19 protein-coding genes and 2 pseudogenes are annotated in these 17,992 nt (G+C 64.2%); 9 read left to right on the top strand and 12 right to left on the bottom strand.

From position 1 onward, the window contains the following. Positions 1-91 precede the first annotated feature (91 nt). Complete coding sequence (locus AB4Y34_RS06140; protein ID WP_368715530.1) at positions 92-628, bottom strand: DUF3828 domain-containing protein; 537 nt, start codon at positions 626-628, stop codon at positions 92-94. Positions 629-796: 168 nt separating this feature from the next. On the opposite strand from AB4Y34_RS06140, the pseudogene AB4Y34_RS06135 reads away from it, so the two are divergent. The 3 genes and pseudogenes from AB4Y34_RS06135 to AB4Y34_RS06125 all read left to right on the top strand — a co-directional run bounded on the left by AB4Y34_RS06135 (position 797) and on the right by AB4Y34_RS06125 (position 1,805). Then, positions 797-1,200, top strand: a pseudogene (locus AB4Y34_RS06135) (STM2901 family protein). After that, complete coding sequence (locus AB4Y34_RS06130; RefSeq protein WP_368715529.1) at positions 1,197-1,580, top strand: DUF1493 family protein; 384 nt, start codon at positions 1,197-1,199, stop codon at positions 1,578-1,580. The pseudogene AB4Y34_RS06135 and the gene AB4Y34_RS06130 overlap by 4 nt, the downstream one beginning before the upstream one ends. 51 nt (positions 1,581-1,631) lie before the next feature. Continuing rightward, positions 1,632-1,805, top strand: a complete 174-nt coding sequence (locus AB4Y34_RS06125; protein ID WP_368715528.1) for a hypothetical protein — start codon at positions 1,632-1,634, stop codon at positions 1,803-1,805. 104 nt (positions 1,806-1,909) lie between these two features. Here AB4Y34_RS06125 and AB4Y34_RS06120 read toward each other — a convergent pair whose 3' ends face one another. The 7 genes from AB4Y34_RS06120 to AB4Y34_RS06090 all read right to left on the bottom strand — a co-directional run bounded on the left by AB4Y34_RS06120 (position 1,910) and on the right by AB4Y34_RS06090 (position 9,036). Beyond that, entirely contained in the window at positions 1,910-2,668 is a 759-nt protein-coding gene (locus tag AB4Y34_RS06120) for a phosphorylase (RefSeq protein ID WP_368715527.1), read from the bottom strand. Positions 2,669-2,671: 3 nt separating this feature from the next. Further along, positions 2,672-4,756, bottom strand: a complete 2,085-nt coding sequence (gene shc, locus AB4Y34_RS06115) for a squalene--hopene cyclase (protein ID WP_368715526.1) — start codon at positions 4,754-4,756, stop codon at positions 2,672-2,674. Then, positions 4,753-6,021 (bottom strand): hydroxysqualene dehydroxylase HpnE, encoded by a 1,269-nt coding sequence (gene hpnE, locus AB4Y34_RS06110; protein WP_368715525.1) that lies wholly within the window; start codon positions 6,019-6,021, stop codon positions 4,753-4,755. The genes shc and hpnE overlap by 4 nt, the downstream gene beginning before the upstream one ends. A 4-nt stretch (positions 6,022-6,025) precedes the next feature. Beyond that, positions 6,026-6,874 (bottom strand): presqualene diphosphate synthase HpnD, encoded by an 849-nt coding sequence (gene hpnD / locus AB4Y34_RS06105; RefSeq protein ID WP_176378802.1) that lies wholly within the window; start codon positions 6,872-6,874, stop codon positions 6,026-6,028. Positions 6,875-7,107: 233 nt separating this feature from the next. Further along, positions 7,108-8,058, bottom strand: a complete 951-nt coding sequence (locus AB4Y34_RS06100; RefSeq protein ID WP_176107077.1) for a diguanylate cyclase — start codon at positions 8,056-8,058, stop codon at positions 7,108-7,110. Then, positions 8,055-8,678 (bottom strand): chemotaxis protein CheC, encoded by a 624-nt coding sequence (locus tag AB4Y34_RS06095; RefSeq protein WP_176107078.1) that lies wholly within the window; start codon positions 8,676-8,678, stop codon positions 8,055-8,057. Before AB4Y34_RS06095 ends, AB4Y34_RS06100 begins: the two co-directional genes overlap by 4 nt. Beyond that, the gene (locus AB4Y34_RS06090) at positions 8,671-9,036 is read right to left on the bottom strand and encodes a response regulator (RefSeq protein ID WP_176120865.1); all 366 of its coding nucleotides are present in this window, start codon (positions 9,034-9,036) and stop codon (positions 8,671-8,673) included. Before AB4Y34_RS06090 ends, AB4Y34_RS06095 begins: the two co-directional genes overlap by 8 nt. Positions 9,037-9,640: 604 nt before the next feature. Between AB4Y34_RS06090 and AB4Y34_RS06085 the strand changes: the two genes are divergently transcribed. Together AB4Y34_RS06085 and AB4Y34_RS06080 are read left to right on the top strand one after the other, a co-directional pair. Continuing rightward, positions 9,641-11,935 (top strand): response regulator, encoded by a 2,295-nt coding sequence (locus tag AB4Y34_RS06085; protein ID WP_368715524.1) that lies wholly within the window; start codon positions 9,641-9,643, stop codon positions 11,933-11,935. A gap of 235 nt (positions 11,936-12,170) precedes the next feature. After that, positions 12,171-13,343 carry a hypothetical protein gene (locus AB4Y34_RS06080; RefSeq protein WP_368715523.1) on the top strand — a complete coding sequence of 391 codons (1,173 nt, stop codon included), beginning with the start codon at positions 12,171-12,173 and terminating at the stop codon, positions 13,341-13,343. Between the two features lie 104 nt (positions 13,344-13,447). On the opposite strand, the gene AB4Y34_RS06075 is transcribed toward AB4Y34_RS06080, so the two are convergent. Then, positions 13,448-14,005: an NADPH-dependent FMN reductase gene (locus AB4Y34_RS06075; RefSeq protein ID WP_176107083.1), complete on the bottom strand. Its 558-nt coding sequence runs from the start codon at positions 14,003-14,005 to the stop codon at positions 13,448-13,450. Between the two features lie 290 nt (positions 14,006-14,295). Here AB4Y34_RS06075 and AB4Y34_RS06070 point away from each other — a divergent pair, with 290 nt between their 5' ends. Then, the gene (locus AB4Y34_RS06070) at positions 14,296-14,511 is read left to right on the top strand and encodes a hypothetical protein (protein ID WP_176107084.1); all 216 of its coding nucleotides are present in this window, start codon (positions 14,296-14,298) and stop codon (positions 14,509-14,511) included. Positions 14,512-14,592: 81 nt separating this feature from the next. Here AB4Y34_RS06070 and AB4Y34_RS06065 read toward each other — a convergent pair whose 3' ends face one another. Further along, complete coding sequence (locus AB4Y34_RS06065; RefSeq protein ID WP_255208721.1) at positions 14,593-14,727, bottom strand: hypothetical protein; 135 nt, start codon at positions 14,725-14,727, stop codon at positions 14,593-14,595. Positions 14,728-15,179: 452 nt separating this feature from the next. Here AB4Y34_RS06065 and AB4Y34_RS06060 point away from each other — a divergent pair, with 452 nt between their 5' ends. After that, positions 15,180-15,788 carry an RNA polymerase factor sigma-70 gene (locus AB4Y34_RS06060; RefSeq protein ID WP_368715522.1) on the top strand — a complete coding sequence of 203 codons (609 nt, stop codon included), beginning with the start codon at positions 15,180-15,182 and terminating at the stop codon, positions 15,786-15,788. Continuing rightward, complete coding sequence (locus AB4Y34_RS06055; RefSeq protein WP_176120862.1) at positions 15,775-15,981, top strand: zf-HC2 domain-containing protein; 207 nt, start codon at positions 15,775-15,777, stop codon at positions 15,979-15,981. Before AB4Y34_RS06060 ends, AB4Y34_RS06055 begins: the two co-directional genes overlap by 14 nt. 24 nt (positions 15,982-16,005) lie before the next feature. On the opposite strand, the pseudogene AB4Y34_RS06050 reads toward AB4Y34_RS06055, so the two are convergent. Beyond that, positions 16,006-16,229 (bottom strand): annotated as a pseudogene (locus AB4Y34_RS06050) (DUF1272 domain-containing protein). Between the two features lie 243 nt (positions 16,230-16,472). Here AB4Y34_RS06050 and AB4Y34_RS06045 point away from each other — a divergent pair. Continuing rightward, positions 16,473-17,456, top strand: a complete 984-nt coding sequence (locus tag AB4Y34_RS06045) for a sulfonate ABC transporter substrate-binding protein (protein WP_368715521.1) — start codon at positions 16,473-16,475, stop codon at positions 17,454-17,456. A gap of 54 nt (positions 17,457-17,510) precedes the next feature. Here AB4Y34_RS06045 and arsC read toward each other — a convergent pair whose 3' ends face one another. Beyond that, positions 17,511-17,870, bottom strand: coding sequence for an arsenate reductase (glutaredoxin) (arsC, locus tag AB4Y34_RS06040; RefSeq protein WP_176378807.1), 360 nt, complete (start codon positions 17,868-17,870; stop codon positions 17,511-17,513). Positions 17,871-17,992 lie beyond the last annotated feature (122 nt).

Below are 17,992 nucleotides of genomic sequence, written 5' to 3'. Positions count from 1 at the left end.
GCGGCTGCGCAACCGCTTAACGGACTCGCGCTGGCGGGACAGACTGAAAAGCCCGCTCGACAGCGGGCGTGTAGGTTGAGAGGGTATTCCCCTAATCCATCGGATCATACTGGTGGAATCCTTGGTAGCCGGTTGTGTCCTCTACCTTGGTTATCCGCCAGTGTCCGTTTTCCTTTGCGACGAATACGACCAGATTCTGTTTTTCCCCTAACCCGAAGGTCAACGGAATTACCACCGTTCCGCCGAGCGCGATAGCGGGATGCAAAGTCATCGTTTTGAGCCATATTTGCGGATCGATGTCTTGTACTCGCGTGAAATAGTCCGCACCGCCCGGCAAGCGCTTATGGCGATAGTCGTCCCGCAGATTATCGACGGTTGGTTTCGCCACATAGTTGTAAATGTGGCTATCGGTCAACTGATAAACGCTGCCCTCCTGCTGTAAATACCAGGTGTAAAAGGCCTTCACGGCGATTTCTGGTGTGTCCGGAGTGGCTGCGATGGCTACACCCGGCTCGAGTGTCAACGCAACAGCCAGTGAGGCAAAAACGCGCAAAATAAATTTAATCATCGTCGTCGTGCCGGAATATTTTGTACGCAGGTTTGATGGTTCGATAGGCCTGACCTTCAAACATCGCCTGATATGTATCGTGACGCGCTGATCATGTCGATTAGTAAAGTTTAATTTGACCATAATTTACAATTAAACCACCATTTCAATAATCGAAGAGACTATCCCAAAATAAAAAACGAGCATTCATCGGCTAGAATTTTCTCGTTTTATAAACGGGAGAACGCAGTGAGCGATAACCGGTATTCATTCGGCATACACAAAAATATTCGGGCCGTAGATTTGTTCACGTACGTAGCGCTGGACGAAACGGCTAAACAATTCGGGATAAGCGACCTGACAGCCGATATACCGGTGTCGGGCAAGTTGGCGGGCGCGACTGTGGGAACGTCTGTTGCATCCCTCGCCGCTCGCAAGTTCTCCCGTTCAGGGTCGCGGTGCGCTTGCCGATGATTACATCGGTCGGGCTGAAAGGAGTTCGGATTGCTTTCACGCGGAATCTTGGTGCATTCGTCGGCCGTATGGTCCCAGTAATTGGGGAGTTTTTTCTGGCTGCGGATGCGATACAGATTATGCGTCGCACCGTGACGACCTATAACCGTCTGGTGCTACCGGAGGACAGGCTGCCGTGACTGACACGGATATCTGGGAACGCCTTGAGGCTTTCACTCGCGAAGAACTAGGAAGGCCAATCTATGGTGGCCCACTGAAGTTGACCCCATCTACCAGGCTTGAACAGGACTTGGGGGTAACCGGACTTGATGGTGTCGAGTTCATCGACAGGTGGGCTCTCACGTTCAACGTGCAGGCTGACGGCTTTCCATACAGGCGCTACTTCGGCCCGGAAGGGCAAAAGCTCTTTTCAACATTGATCGGTCTTTTCTCAACGCGGCATCGGAAACCGGACCTCGTGCCGCTGACCCTAGGCATGCTGGCAGAAGCCGCGCGACTCGGAAGATGGGACACCCAAGCCATTGAATCTGCGATCGCCATCCGAAGCGCTGGCAAATAGGCCGGCGCGCCGACACTACGCCTGTCAGGCGCTCCACCGAACTGAACTGTTATGAATTGGATCGTCGACAAAGCGGCACTTCTGCTCGCCGCTATCGCCTGTGCGGCGCTCGCATGGGCTCTGATTCACCACAGCGGCCAGTGGTTTGCGGTGCTGCTGTTCATACTGGCAATTGCGGGGCTTTTCGCGGACAACCAGCGGCTGCGCAACCTCCTAAGAGACTGAGGCGAAGACCCGAGTCGCCGCTCCAGGGGCGGCTCACGCACACGCTAGCGACTTGCTGCCTGCCCCGGACGCGATCGGGATGACTAACCACCCTCCCCCGTCGCTCAATCAGCGACACCCGTGAACCGCAGCACGCCGCCCTTCCCCAACGCCTCCCGCGTCTCGACCAGCGTAGTCCGCGCGGCGCGCGCATCGCCGGCGAGTCGCAGCAGCGCACCCAGTTGCGATGGCTGCCTCAGCAATTCGCGCAAAATCGGCCCGAGCGCGGTGGTGCCGTCGTCGCGCAAACCCGCCGTCGCGGCCGGCGGCAGCGTGCGCCAGGCCGGATCGACGACCGCTCGACACACGGCGAACGGCAGACCGCGAGCGGCAGCGGTCGCCCCCGCGATGTGCGATTCCATGTCCACCGCTAGCGCGCCCGTCGATTCGTGCAGCGCGCGTTTGTCTTCCGCGGTGATCAGCGGCGCGGCGACCGCCGCCGTCGCGCCACGGCGCACACGTCCCGCGAGCCATTCGGCCGTCCCGACGTCAGTTACCGCGGCGGCAATCCGCTCCGACCACTGCCGATCCGTGTCGATGCGTCCAAACGGTCCATGCACCGCATCCGCGACGATCAGCGTCCCCGGTTCCAGATCCGGCGCGAGTCCGCCCGCCGTGCCGAAACTGACGATCCCCGCCGCGCCGCGAGCGACCGCCGCGCTTAGCGTGCGCTCGAGCAGATCCGCCCGTGCCGCGTACACGACCTCGACGCGCTCGCTGCCGTCGCCGCGTGCGATGCGCGCCTCGAACGCCATGCCCGTCACGACGATCACCGGCAAACGGCTATCGCCCGTCCCGACGGACGGCGTCATCGACACGGACATCCGTCACATCCCGACCGTGACGCGCGTGAGCCCATTGCGCTTCAGATGACGGAAGCGCGCGAGCGCCCACAACGGGAAGAACTTGCGATAGCCGTGGTAGCGCAGATAAAACACGCGCGGAAAGCCCGTCGCGGTAAAGCGCGTTTCGTCCCACAGCCCATGCTCGCGCTGCTCACGCTGCAGATAGTCGATCCCGCGCGCCACCGCGTCGTGATCGACCTCGCCCGCCGCCATCAGTCCGAGCAGCGCCCAGGCGGTCTGCGACGCGGTGCTCGGCGCGCGCTCGTAGCCGCGATAGTCGAGCTTGTAGCTCTCGCCGCCCTCGCCCCAACCGCCGTCCTCGTTCTGGATCGACACGAGCCATTGCACCGCGCGCCGCATGCGCGGGTCGTCGTGCGCCATGCCGGCCGCGTTCAGCGAGCACAGCGCGGTCCATGTGCCGTAGATGTAGTTCAGACCCCAGCGGCCATACCAGCTGCCGTCCGACTCCTGTTCCTGCAGCATGTAGTCGAACGCGCGCTGCGCCGGCTCGCTGTTTTGCGGCAACTCACCGATCTGCGCGAACATCGACAGACAACGGCCCGACACGTCCGCGGTCGGCGGATCGAGCAGCGCGGCGTGGTCCGAGAACGGGATGTTGTTCAGGTAGTACTGCGTGTTTTCCGGCTCGAATGCGCCCCAACCGCCTTCGCTGCTTTGCATGCCGACTACCCATTCGCGCGCGCGGGCAATCGCTTCACGATCGACATCGGACTTCGTGAGCGCAGCCGAACGATGCATCGCCATCACGACCACCGCGGTATCGTCGACGTCCGGGTAATGCGCGTTGTTGTATTGGAACGCCCAGCCGCCCGGCCGCACGTTCGGGCGGCGCGAAATCCAGTCGCCGCGCACGTCGAGAATCTGCAGCGGACGCAGCCACGCGAGCCCGCGTTCGGCCGCCTGTTCGGCACGTGCCTCGCCGGTTTCAAGCAAAGCGTGCGCGGCGAGCGACGTATCCCACACCGGCGACAAACACGGCTGGCAATACGCTTCGTCGTCCTTGATGACGAGCAGCTTGTCGAGCGACTTGCGAGCGATCGCGCGGTTCGGATGATCGGCCGGATAGCCGAGCACGTCGTACATCATCACCGAGTTGGCCATCGCGGGGAAGATCGCGCCGAGGCCGTCCTCGCCGTTCAGCCGTTCGTCGACGAACGCGACAGCCGCGCGGATCGCGCGTTCGCGGATCGCCTTCGGCAACAGGCCATCGACCGCGCGCAGCACTGTATCGACACAGCGGAAAAAGCCGAACCAGCCCGCGTGCTGATGCGGTGCGCGCTCACTCATGCCGGTGTTCACGGGCGCGCCGCGGAACAGCTCGTCGATGCGCACCTTGCGCGGGTTGCGCGCGAGCGGCCGCTTCGCGTTGAGCACGAGCAGCGGCACGATCACCGTGCGCGCCCAGTACGACACCTTCGACAGGTGGAACGGGAACCACATCGGCAGCAGCATGATCTCGACCGGCATCATCGGCACCGCGCGCCACGACACCACGCCGAAGAGGGCGAGCAGAATTCGCGTGAACACGTTCACGTGTTCCGCGCCGCCGTGCGCGAGGATCGCGTCGCGCGCGCGCACCATGTGCTCGGCGTCGACCGGGTCGCCGATCATCTTCAGCGCGAAGTACGCCTTCACGCTCGCGCTGATGTCGAGTGCGCCATCGGTGAAGAGCGGCCAGCCGCCATTCGGCAACTGGATGCGCCGCAGATAGCGCGCGATCTTCTGTTCGAGTTCGAGGTTCGGCGTCTCGCCGAGGTAGTGCACCAGCAGCACGTATTCGGCCGGAATCGTCGCGTCGGCTTCGAGTTCGTAGATCCAATGGCCGTCCGGCTGCTGCGCGGCCAGGATCGCATCGGTCGCGCGCGTGATCGACGCGTCGAGCGGGCTCGCGCCGGCAGTTTGCATGGCCGACTGCGTTGCGGTTGCCAATGCGTCCGCCCTGGCGGGCGCGTTGGCAACCACGGCAGCTTCGGCCAGGTTCGGCGCCGCATCGGCGACTTCGGGCAGCACCGCGTCGAGCGGCTGGGTTTGAGATAAGTCGTTCATCGGCGTTCCATCTGTTGATTCAGCAGCGTATCCGCGGCCTTCTGGCCGGAGCGGATGGCACCTTCGAGCATCGCGGGCAGTCCGGTGGACGTCCAGTCGCCTGCGAGCAGCAAATTGTTCCAGCGAGTGCGCGTGCCCGGTCGCAGCGTCTCCTGCTCGGGCAGCGCGGCAAACATCGCGCGCGGTTCTATCACGACCTGCCAGCGCGGTAGCGGCGCGAGCGGCAGGTTCACCGCCGCTGCGACCTCGGCCCAGACGGTCGCCGCGAGCGCGTCGTGCGACATGTCGAAGAGCCGCTCGTCACCGTTGAGCGTCACCGACAGGCGGTCGTCGAACGCAAACAGCCATTCGGCCGTTCCGTTCAGCAGTGCGGTGATCTGCGGCAGACCGAACGGCGGCTCGACCGCGAAATGCACGTTCAGCGCAGCCGCGAAACGCGTCGGCGCACGCAGCCCCGGCACCAGCGCCGCGGCGGCTTCAGGCGGCAGCGCGAGAATCACCGCCTCGTTCGCGCCGAGCGTGATGCTCTCATCGGCGAAATGCAGCGCCTGCACACGCGCCGGGTCGGCCGCGAGCGCGATGTCGCGCAGACGCGAACCGAGCCGGATCGTCGCGCCGCCGTGCTGCAGGAGCCGCAGCGCCGGATCGACGAATGCACTGCCAAGACCATTACGCGCAACGAGCGGCCGGCAAGCGAGCCCGCCCGCGAGCAGCGTTTCGCGCACGAGCGCGCCGGTCAGCTCCGCCGACGCGTCGCGCGGCTCCAGATTCAGCAGCACATGTAGCAGCGGCCGCAGCGGCCGGTCCCATAGCGGACCGTCACAGCGCATCGTCTGCGCGACGCTGCGGCCCGGCTTCGCGAACAGCAGCGGCACGAGCGACAGGTAATCGGTCGGTACCGTGTTCGGCACGCGCGCATGCGCATCGAAAATCCACCACGGCAAACGCCCCGGCGACAGACGCACGCTCCAGCGCGAACGCGTGGCCAGATCGACGAACGGATACTCGGGCTGCGCGGGGCCGACCAGTTCGTCGGCGGCGCCGATCGCACGCACGTAGTTCAGCGTCGCGGCATTGGCCGACAGCACGATGTGATTGCCGCTGTCGAGCGTCGCACCGAGACTCGCGTCGTAGTACGAACGGCAGCGGCCGCCCGCGTAATCCTGCGCTTCGTGCAGCACGACCCGCGCGCCGCGCCGCTGCAACTGCACAGCGGCGGCGAGCCCGGCCACGCCCGCGCCGACCACGTGGACGAGCTTCGGCATCAGCTCAGAAAAGCGCGTAACGCGCGACGATCCACAGCAGGCGCAGCTTCGGCTTGCTGACCTTCGTGCGCGGAACGTCGAAGCCGCGCTCCAGCGTACGCTCGAGCAGCACGCGATAGACGCCCGACATGATGCGCGGCGCACGCACTTGAGCGCGCGGCTCGCGATCCATGATCGCATCGGATTCGGCGAAGTGCTGCTTCGCGCGCTCGGCGAGCGTCGCGCAAACGAGCGGCAGCGTCGGGTCGTCGGCGATCTGCCGCGGGTTCGTGGCCGCGATGCCTTCGCGCGCGAGCAGCTCGCGCGGCAGATAGCAGCGGTTGATGTCGGCGTCTTCGTCGATATCGCGCAGGATGTTGGTGAGCTGCAGCGCGCGGCCCAGATGGTGCGCGAGTAGCCGGCCCGGCTCCTCACGCATCCCGAATATCCTCACCGACAGACGGCCGGCCGCGCTCGCGACGCGGTCGCAATACAGGTCGAGCGTGGCGTCGTCGGGCGCGCAGATGTCGGCGGCGGCGTCCATCGCCATGCCGTCGATCATCGCGTGAAAATCCTCGCGTTGCAGATGAAACGTGTGAATGTGCCGCGTCAGCGCGCGCAGCGACGCGCGCGGCTGGCCGGCGTAGCACGCGTCGATGTCCGCGCGCCATTGCTCGAGCCCGGCCGCACGCTCGGCTCGCGGCAGGCTGCTGTCGGCGATGTCGTCGACGGCGCGGCAGAACGCGTAGACCTGATACATCGCATCGCGCTGGGCCGCCGGCAAGATGCGCATCGCGAGATAAAACGAGCTGCCGGACGTGGCGGCAGCCGCGTCGATTTCAGTATCGTCCACGACGAGATTGGAAACAGCCAAGACGATCTCCGCTGGAGGCGCCCGCTGAAAGGCGTTCAAAGAGGTTTTTATGCCGACCCGCAAGGCAGTGTGCCCGCGCGCGCGGACACGCGCGAAACATCCGGCTGGGCGGCCGGAAACGGCGAAAAGTATAGCAATCTTTGCCGGTGACCGCAGATTTGGCGGCCAATGAGGGACGCGAGGAAAGGCCGCCGGGCGCGGCGAGCTGGAACCGCGCCGCCCTCGCTAGCGAATCAGGCCCCCGCGAGCCGGAACGCGACCGCGCAGTTGCGGCCCTGGCGCTTTGCTCTGTAGAGCGCCGCGTCGGCCTCGTTGATCAGCACGTCGTACGCGGGTACGCCCTCGCGCGCCGACGCGCCGCCGAGGCTCGCGGTGACCGGCACGCTGGTGCCGATCAGCTCGACCGGCGTTTCCTCGATCACGCGACGGATCTTCTCCGCCACCAGCATCGCGTCGTCGAGCGGCGTGCACGGCAGCAGCAGCGCGAACTCCTCGCCGCCGAAGCGCCCGAACGTATCCTGCGCGCGCACCACACCCGCGACACGCTGCGCCATCACGCGCAGCACCGTATCGCCGACGCCGTGACCGAACTGGTCGTTGATCCGCTTGAAGTGATCGAGATCGAACAGCAGCATCGACATGTCGCCACCGTAGCGCTGCCAGCGCGTGAACTCGTCGCGCAGCCGCGCTTCGAAAAAGCGCCGGTTCGCGATGCCGGTCAGCCCGTCGCGATTCGCATACTCCTGCAGCTTCGCAACCGCCTCCTCGCGCTCGCGCTGCACGATGCTCACATGCGTCACGTCGGAGATCGTCACGCACACGGCCACCACTTCGCGGCCGCGCATCAGCGGCATGAACGTGCAGTCCTGCTGCATGAAATCGACCCCGCCGGTGATCGGCCGGTCGTGATCGAACTTGAACAGATAGGGGCGCTGCTCCCACGAGCTGAACGCGAAGCTGCCGAGCTGGAATACGCTTTCGATCTTGCGCGACAGCCACACGCGCGGCAGCTCCGGAAAGTTCTGGTAGATCGAGCGGCCGACCACCTGCTCCGCCGACAGGCCGCTATGGTCCTGCATGAAGCGATTCCACATCAGCACGTTCAGTTCGCGATCGAGCACGAAGATGCCAAAACCGACCCGCTCGACCACGAGGTCGCTCAACGATTCCACTGGGACATTCATAGACTGGACAGCAGCGCATCGAGCGCTTCGTTCATGTGACGGATTGAGTCTTCGGCCATCAGCATCACCAGATGCGCGCGAAAACTCTGATGTTCGAGCGCGAAGTTCACTTCGACGAGCAGCGCCACCTGCCATTGCAGCACGCCGGGCTGGAACACTTCGTCGAGCGTCAGCGTGTCGCCGAGCACGCCCGGCGCGGAAAACACCGGCGTGCGGCCGAGCTGGTCGAGTATCGACGACACGCACGCGCCCGACAGCAGGTTCGCGACGTCGAGCATCAGTTCGCGCTCGCCGATCGCCTCGTAGCTCGAACGCGCGTACGGGTCGCTGACCAGCGAACAGAGCTGCGCGATGCTGTCGCTGCGACAGATCACCAGCACCTCGCCCTTGATGTCCGAGCGAAAGCCCTGACGCACCGCGCTGACCGTGTCGTCGATGTGGGTCATCTCGCGCAGCGTGCGCGCCGCATCGCTCACCGCGACCATCTTCACGCGCGGCACCGACAGTTCGATAAACGAATCGAGCAGTCCCGCGAGCCGCGTCGCAGCCCGGCCCATCGCAAGGTTGGCGATTTCCTGTAGCGCGTCGCGCTGGTCTTCGGTGAAGGCGGGCTCAGACATACAAGCCGTACTCCTTGAGGATGGGCAGGACCGCCTCCGGCGTCACCGGCTTGGCGATGAACGCGATCGCGCCGAGCTCGCGCACGCGCTCCTGGGCGAGCGGCTGCACGTCGGCGGAAACGACGATCACGAAGGTATTGAGGTCCTCGTGCTGCAACGCCTCGAGGACCTGGTAGCCGGTCATGTCCGGCATCGTCAGATCGAGGAACATCACCGAGGCCTTGCCGTCGCGATAGAGCGCGAGCGCCTCGCGCCCGTTCGTTGCGTAGGACACGTCGACAGCCCAGTCGGGCGGCAGTGCCTTCGTGAGCAACTTGCGGGCGAGCAGCGAATCGTCGGCGATCACAATGGGCAGCATGGCAACGGCGGGTCGGGCGGTTTTTTAGGCGGGCGGATAAAGGAATCGGCTCGTTCGTCTGCGCGCTTTCCGCGCCTGGTCGTTTGCGTCTTGTTCGTCCCGACAGCGGAGGACAGCACGCCTTCACGTGATGCCGACCGATGCGCGACCCGGTACAGTGGCGCCTGTCGAATTGCAATTGCCTATGGCGAGAGGGGTGCTAATGCAGCAGGACGCGTTTTGGCGGACCTCGACGATCCGGCGCACAGAGGTGGCAACGGCCTTTTATCGTGGCGAGGATTGTCGAAGCAAAGCCGCGCAAAAGCAACTCGCCGAAATCGCCGACGGTAACGATCTGTTTCCAGACTAGGCTAATTTGAGAAATAGTTTTATCGTCAGGACCGGCAATCTTTTAACTTTATCCTTTTGTGTACGTTTGCGCTTCCCGATTCGTCGCTGTTTTAAAGCCGCTCTTAAAGAACGGCCGGTACGGTGGACGCGCGTCCCCGACGCTTTGCGGCGAGTTTTTCCGCGCTCCGTCTATGCTTGTTCTGAAGGCGGCATGGTGCCGGCAATGGCCCGATACGGGGCTGCCACATTCGAACGACTTTTCGCGTCAACGACAATGACATCAGACCAGGTCGACTCCGTGCGAGCGGGCCGCCTTTCGGGTCGTCCTCCCCGCGAGCAGGACGACGCGTCGTTTCCCGCCGTGCCGGAACAGAACTTCCAGGTACGTCGCATCACACTGATCGCGCTGCTGGTCGCGGCGATCGTGCTGCCGTTCGTCTACGTCGCGGCGATGGCATTCAGCGATCTGCGCTCGCGCGAGGCCGATGCGACCGAGCTGGCGCTGCGTACGGTGCGGGTCGCCGAAGAACACGCATTGAAGGTGTTCGACATGAACGAGACGCTGAACTCGCGCATCGTCGATCTGACCGAGGGCCTCGACGACGACGGCATCCGCGCGCGCGAACACACGATTCACGACAAGTTGCGCACGATGGGCGGCGGCTATCCGCAGGTGGCTTCGGTGTCGATCTACGGCGAACAGGGCGCGCTGCTGGCGAGCAGCCGCCTGTATCCGGCGCCGGAAATTTCGGTCGGCCAGCGCGACGATTTCGTCGGCATCCGCGGCGGCAGCGTGATCGAACGCGTGTCGAAAGTGATGACGGGGCACGTCAGCGGCGAGCAGGTGTTCAACATGGGCGTCGCGCGCCAGCAACTCAACGGTTCGTTCGCGGGAACGGTGTCGATCGCGCTGCGGCCCAGCTATTTCGATGCGTTCTATCGCGAGTTGCTCGGCAACAGCGACGACACGCCGATCATCATGAGCCTCGTGCGCACCGACGGCGCGGTCCTCGCGCATTACCCGCGCGGCCCCCGCGAGCCGACCGCGCTCGCACCGGATTCGCCGTTCGCCGAAGCGGTTTCGCACGGGCAGCGCTCCGGCGTCGTGCGGATGCACTCGAGCTTCGCCGACGGCAACCTGATCGTCGCATTCCGGCACGTCGGCTCGTATCCGGTCTACGTGCTGTGCGGCTATCGCACGTCGGCGATCTGGGCCGCCTGGTACAGACACCTGAGCGTGCTGATCTTGTCGATGTTCACGCCGTCGATCGCCCTGTGGTGCGTGATCTGGCTGTCGCTGCGCCGCCTCGGCGCCGAAGAGGAAGCGTGGCAGCGCTGGCAGGCCGAGGCATCGATGCGCCGCTCGATCGAATCCGCGTACCGCCAGTCGCGCAAGATGGAAGCGCTCGGCACGCTGGTCGGCAGCGTCGCGCACGACTTCAACAACCTGCTGATGATCCTGTCGGCCAACGTGCAGATCGTGCGACGGCGCGGCGTCGGCGGACTGGAGCGCGAACTGTCGGCGATGGAGCGCGCGTTGAAGAGCGGCCAGTCGCTGACGCGGCAGCTGCTCGGCGTCGCGCGCAAGCAGCCGCTGCGCACCGAGACGCTGTCGCTCCAACGCTGGCTGCCGTCGTGCCGCGAGCTGCTGCGGGCATCGCTCGGCGCGAAGGTGTCGCTCGTGATCGATAGCGGCGTCGACACCTGGCCGGTGCGTGTGGATGTTGCCGAGCTCGAGCTCGCGCTGATCAACGTCGCCGTCAATGCGCGCGACGCGATGGCCAACGGCGGGCGCTTCACCGCGCGCGCGAGCAACGTCGTGTTCCGCCACGAGGACGGCTTTCCGCTGACCGGCGAGTTCGTGCAGCTGTCGCTCGAGGACACCGGCGCCGGCATGGCGCCCGACGTGCTCGCGCACGCGTTCGAGCCGCTTTACACGACCAAGTCCAAAGGCATGGGCACAGGGCTCGGGTTGCCGCAGGTCTTTGCATTCTGCGAGGGCTCGGGCGGGCTCGCGGCAATCGACAGTGCGATCGGCGCGGGGACCGCGGTGCGGCTCTATCTGCCGCGCGCGTCGACCGAGCCGCAGACGACTGGACCCGCCGAAGCGCTCGCGCCCGCAAGCGACGCGCCGCACGGTCTGCGCGTGCTGCTCGTCGAGGACAACGAAGAAGTCGCCGCCGGCACCGAGGCGCTGTTGCAGATGATGGGCCACCAGGTGAGCTGCGTGTTCAACGCCGACACGGCGCTGCGCGTGCTCGACGACGCCCGCGCGAAGCGCGCGGACACCGGCGAGCCGCTGCCGTTCGATCTGGTGCTGTCGGACATTCACATGCCGGGCAAGATGAACGGCATCGATCTGGCAGAAGCGGTGCTCGGATTCGACCCGCCGCTGCCGGTCATTCTCGTCACCGGCTACGCGGAAGAGCTCGACCGCGCGCGCCACGTGAACGTGCGCGTGCTGTCCAAACCATTCGATATCGGACTGCTCGAACAGCTGCTCGAAACGATCCAGCACAACACCGTGCAGACGAGCGCCGATACCGCCACGGATCCGGCCGACACCTGACGTCCGCGTCGTCCCGGCGTCATTTACCAGACCTTGTAAAAAGCGCGGCGCTCGCACGCCGCGCCTTTTTCGTCGCGAGCCCGCGTGATGCGTAGCGCGGGGGCATCGCGGGCGCGCACGGGACGCAGCGCCGCCGCGCGTCGGTGCGGGGGCATGATCGTTGCATGCCCGAAGACGGCAAGGGGACGGCGCCTCGGGCGCCGCCCGTTCCAGCAGAACATGTCGGGAGACAACCATGCAACATCTCGTGATTGGTTTATTCGACACTTACGTGCAGGCCGAAACCGCCCGCGACACGCTCGTGCAAACCGGTTTTGCGCGCGAGAAGATCGAGTTGCAGGCGAACGCCGAACCATCGGTTGGCTCGGCCACCGGCGAAGTCGCCAACGCGGGCGTACTCGCGAATATCGAGCGCTTTCTCGCCAGCCTGTTCTCGACCGGGCCGCGTCCGTCGGACACCGCCCGTTATGCCGAGGCGATGCGGCGTGGGGCGGTGCTCGTGTGCGTTCATGCCGCGAGCCAGTCGCATGCGGAACTGGCGCGCAACACGCTCGTGCGGCTCGGCGCGACCGATATCGGCGACCGCCTGCCCGAAGCGGACACCCCGGTCGCCTCCAACCGCGACCACTCGGTGCTCGATGAGCTGGGCATCGGCGCGGTGATGCCGGGTACGCCGCGTACCTCGAGCGTGACGACCGAGGCGGGCGCGACGCCGCGCATGCGGGACACCACGGCAACACCGGGGGCGGGTGCGAGTTCGAGCAGCGGCGCAACGGGTGCGGCGGGCGTCAGCGAATCGACCGGAATCGCCGGCGCGACGGGCGCCACTTCGGCAACAGGGACGACCGCGCCCGACACCATGCCTCCTCCTGCGACTCCGCGCCCCGATCCGCTGACCGCCATGCCGCCGGCGGACATCGGCGCGGCCGCCGAGCCGTTCGCGCCGCCGCCGATCAGCGATCGGCCGATGAGCGATCCGGTCGACGAACCCATCGCCGATCCTCTCACCGGTGATGTGGGACGCAGCGCCATCGCCGCCGGCTCCGTGCCAGGTTCGGGCGCGGTGATGCAGCCCCAGCCGTCCGACATCGTCCCGGAAGGCGGACAGCCGGGCACCGGTCCCGGCGCGCAGATGCCGAACGAATATCTGGAGTACGAAGAAGACTTCCGCACGCACTATGACGAGCAGTACGCAGCCGCGAACGCGCGCTACGAAGACTACGTGCCGGCCTATCGCTACGGCGCGGAGATCGGTCGCGACGCGCGCTTTCGCGATCGTCCGTGGGAAGAGATCGAGCCCGAAGCTCGCCGCCATTGGGAAACCACGTCGCCGGAGAGCACGTGGGAGCGCTTCAAGCTCGCGGTGCGTCATGGGTGGGAGCGGGTGACCGGGCATCACCACGTGTAGGTGATGCAGCGGGCGAAACGGGCGCGGCCGCCTCGCGCGGCGCGCGCCGTGTCCTCGTTGCTTCGGCGGACGGTCACGGCGCGGTCGGCGCTGCTAAGTCTCGATTACGCCACCGCCCCATGCCGCTTGATCCATGTGACGTAGCGGTCCATGAACGATTGCAGGAACTTGCGCGTGCCGTCGTTGACGATTTCGCCTTTTTCGTTGATCACCGACGGATCGTGCTTGATGAATACTTCGGGCTGCCCCATCGTCGCGACGTCGAGATAGGCGAGCACGTTGCGCAGATGCTGTTGCGCGAGCGCCGTACCGGTGGCGCCAACCGAGGTGCCGATCACCGCGCCGGGCTTGTTGCCCCACGAATTCGTGCCCCACGGCCGCGAGCCCCAGTCGAGCGCGTTTTTCAGCACGCCCGGCATCGAGCGGTTGTATTCGGGCGTCACGAACAGCAGACCGTCCGCGGCTTGCACGCGCTCCTTGAGCTTCTTGCCGGCTTCCGGATAGTCGGCGTCGTAGTCCTGCGAGTACAGCGGCAGGGAGCCGATATCGATGTATTCGAAGGTGAAATCGGCTGGAGCGAGAGAAATCACCGCCTGAGCCAATTGGCGATTGAACGAATCCCGCCGCAGGCTGCCGACGACCACTGCAATGTGATAGGCCATGTTCGCTTCCTCAGTTAGTGCGCTCGACGCGCAAAGAGTAGGACTGTTCATGATAGGCAAAAGCCGCGTGAAACGCCTGGGCACTGGCGGATTTGGCTAGGCGATAGCGGATCGGGAAGGGTTCTTGCGGCATCTTTCGGTGGATAACCTCGCCGCTCGAAAAGTTATCCACAGAATCGCTGAATAACCTTGTGGATAAGTTGAACTTTTACCTTGTCAATCAAGCATGCCTTCGGGCCAGGGCGATCTGAGGCAAACGGACAACCATCGACCTTCTGGAGGACCGGATCATGAGTCTCGACTACGCAGGAAAATCCCACGACGAAGCGGTTGCCGCGCGCAAGAAAGCGCGGCAGCGCGCGCAGGAGCCGGCGGGCGGCAAGATGGCCGTCGACGGCGTCGAAGCCGACGCCACGCATAGCTGCGGTGAGCTGTCGGAGCAAGGCAAACAGGTGTGGCGGACGGGCGCCGGACTCGATGGGGGAGGCAAGGCACCGAGCCGCTAGGGCTGAGCGCTGAATGCAAAAAGGGCGCCGTTGCAGGCGCCCTTTTCTTTTGCTTGCTTGCTGCGTATGTGGACGTGCCGATCAGTTGCCGAAAAATACGTTGCAGTACGACTTCGGGCCGTTGCAGGCCGAAGTCGGAGCGTCGGCGTGTGCGATGCCCGAAGCAGCTGCGAACAGTGCGGCCGAAGCGATCAGGGCGGAGAAAATGCGTTTCATGGTCCGGTCCTCGTTTTGCGTATGGTTGCGCGATCTGATGCGATCGATGGCGTGAAGAATAGCGAGCGAGTCCGCGTCCACAAACAGCGAAGATGAAAAGATATTTTTTTATAAATTGAAATAATCGTTATTGGCCGAGCGCACGGAAACTGTGGTTGACCGCGACGCATTGATGTAGCGATGCGGCGATTCAAAAGCCTTCTCGCGGGCAGGCCGAAATTTCATTTCTTGCAACAATTAATTTCCGGTGTCATAAGTCGCCGCGCCGCGCGACCAATCTCCTCGGGCCATCGATTGCCAAGGGATATATGTTCAATACCGATTCGTTAGGGCAGGAACGTGGGGGAGAATGGCGCACACATCCGCAAATCGCGCGAGGACGACCATCCGCTCATGAATCACGACGTTTCAGCGCAACAGGCGCAGCCGACAGTACAGCGACGGAGCACGCCGTGACGCAGCCAGGCGGCCCGTCGCTCGACGATCCCATCTATCTCGCGCAATTGCGGCGCGACCTCATCCGCTTCGCCCGTCTGCAATTGCGCGATGCCGCGGCCGCCGAGGACGCCGTGCAGGAAGCGCTGACCGCCGCGTGGACTCAGGCAGCGCGTTTTGCCGCGCAGTCGGAGCACAAGACCTGGGTATTCGGCATCTTGCGTCACAAGCTCGTCGACACGCTGCGTGCGCGCCAGCGCACGGTCAATCTGTCGTCGCTCGAAGCCGAACTCGACGGCGAGGCGTTACTCGATCGCGAGCTTTTCAAGGACAACGGCCACTGGTCGCGCGAGACCAAACCGCGTCCATGGCCGACACCCGAAACCGCACTGCGCCAGCAGCAGTTCTGGACGCTGTTCGAAATGTGCCTCGAGCATTTGCCCGAGCACATCGGACGCGTGTTCATGATGCGGGAGTTTCTCGACCTCGACATCGCGGCGATCTGTGCCGAACTGCAGATCAACGCGAATCATTGCAGCGTGCTGATCTATCGCGCGCGGCTGCGGCTGCGCACGTGCCTGAGCGAAAAGGGCCTATCCAGCGAGGACGCGAATGGGGAAGTGTAAGGACATCACGCGGCTGCTATCGGACGCGCTCGACCGCTCGCTGTCGACTGGCGAATGGCTCGCGATCCGCCTGCATCTGCCGACCTGCAGCGGGTGCCGGAACTATCGCAAACAGATCCGCCTGCTGCGGGTCGCCGCGCATGTGGCGAGCGGAGTCGCGAGCGCCGATGGAGCGGTGAGCGGCGACGAGTGATTTGCCGCTTTGCCACTTCGCGGTTCAGCGCTCACCGGGCGGCGCGTCGCAATCGCGTTCGAAAAAGCGGGCATGCGACGCTTCATCGATTCCGACGGTATGCGCATCGGCACGCGCGGGATGTTTCGCGAGTTGCGCGCGAGTGCGAATCGGGCGATGCGCGAAATTACCGCCGCAATCGGACACACGTCGCGCAGCCTTGTCAGCGGGCAGACTTCACAGAACCTGCATTCGCAGGTGCAAATCATCGCGTCGGGGGCGTTCGGCGGAAGTGACTTGCCGCGCGAGTCGCTGGCCGACGCCGCTGTAATGCCGGTCGATTGTAGGGGGAGGGGGTGGGTCGGGCCTTCGGAGTTACGAAATGCTTCGCTAGTGCCGAATGATTTGCTTATGTGAATTTATCGGTTCGTCCAGGCGGGCGGACGAATTATCGTCGGAGCCAATCGAACCAGCCTTGGTATCCGTTAAATTCTCTTTCGACGAGTATTCTCATGTCCCGTGATCCGCTGCTGACGCGCCGTACGTTTCTCGCCGGCGTAGGCGCTACGCTGGCCGCCGCCGCGTTGCCGGTCTTCTCCACCACCGCATTTGCCGCCGATGAACATGCAAAAGAACTTCGCATTGGATATCAGAAAGCCGCGAGCACCCTGGTATTGCTGAAGGCGCACGGCACGCTCGAAAAGCGCCTTGCGCCACTCGGCATCACGGTCAAATGGACCGAGTTTCCGGCTGGGCCGCAACTGCTGGAAGGGCTGAACGTCGGCGCGATCGACTTCGGCTATGTGGGCGAAGCGCCGCCCGTGTTCGCGCAAGCCGCGGGCGCCAATTTCGTTTATACCGCGTATGAAATTCCGACCCCGCACGCCGAAGGCATCCTCGTGCATCCGGACGCGCCGATCAGAAGCTTGGCCGATCTGAAGGGAAAGAAGATTGCGCTGAACAAGGGCTCGGATGTTCACTGGTTTCTCGTCGCCGCGTTGCAAAAAAACGGCGTGAAGTTCAGCGAGATCCAACCCGTGTATTTGCCGCCTGCCGATGCACGCGCGGCCTTCGAGCGCGGTGCGGTCGATGCGTGGGCTATCTGGGATCCGTTTCTCGAAGCCGCCAAAAGGCAGACGAACGCGCGACTGCTTGCCGATGCGGAAGGTATCGTCAGTCACCACCAGTTCTTTCTGAGCGCGCGACCCTTCGCGCAACATAACGGCGACGTTCTTGCGATCGTGATCGATGAAGTCGGCAAGGAAGGGGAGTGGGTGCGCGGCCACTACAGCGAGGCCGCCGCACAACTCGCGCCGATTCAAGGGCTCGACGCTAGCGTGATCGAATCAGGCTTGCGCCATTACGCGCATATCTATAAGCCCGTCGACGCGAACGTGCTTGCGGAACAACAACGCATTGCGGACACGTTCACCGAACTGCGCCTGATCCCGACGAAGATCGTGACCAAGGATGCCACGCTGTCGGGCAAAGCCTAGCGCAGCGGTTCGAGGTCGCATTGCGCACATCGGTTGACTTCGACGGTCGCGCGATCAGTCGAAAAGCGCGGCGACATTTTCGGGCGGGCGGCCGATGACGCCACGCCCGTTTCTCACGACGATCGGTCGTTGCAAAAGAATCGGATGCTTCGCCAATGCTTCATAGAGCTGGGCGTCCGTCAGCAACGGGTCGGCGAGATTGAATTCTTTATATTCGGCCTCGGTGTCGCGGATCATTTCGCGGACCGGACAGCCAAGTTGAGCATTGAGATTCTTGAGCTCCGCGACGGTCAGCGGCTTCTTCAGATATTCGACGATTTCCGTCGGTTCGTTTGCGGGGTTGTAGGTGTTCGCGACGAGTTCGCAGGCAGCGCGCGATTTGGAGCAGCGCGGGTTGTGGTAGATGGTGATCATGGCTGGGTTGAGGGCTTGCGCCGTTGAAGGTTGCTGGGACGGTTAGAAGGGTTCGGGAATTTTAGCGGGTGACTTGATGGCGTGGCGCGGGATGACTGCCCGGCATGCGCGTTGTTTGAAAG

The organism is Paraburkholderia sp. BR10954, assembly GCF_040965775.1.
In the GTDB taxonomy this organism is placed as follows: Bacteria; Pseudomonadota; Gammaproteobacteria; order Burkholderiales; family Burkholderiaceae; genus Paraburkholderia; species Paraburkholderia youngii.
This window is presented reverse-complemented; position numbering and strand designations above follow the sequence as displayed.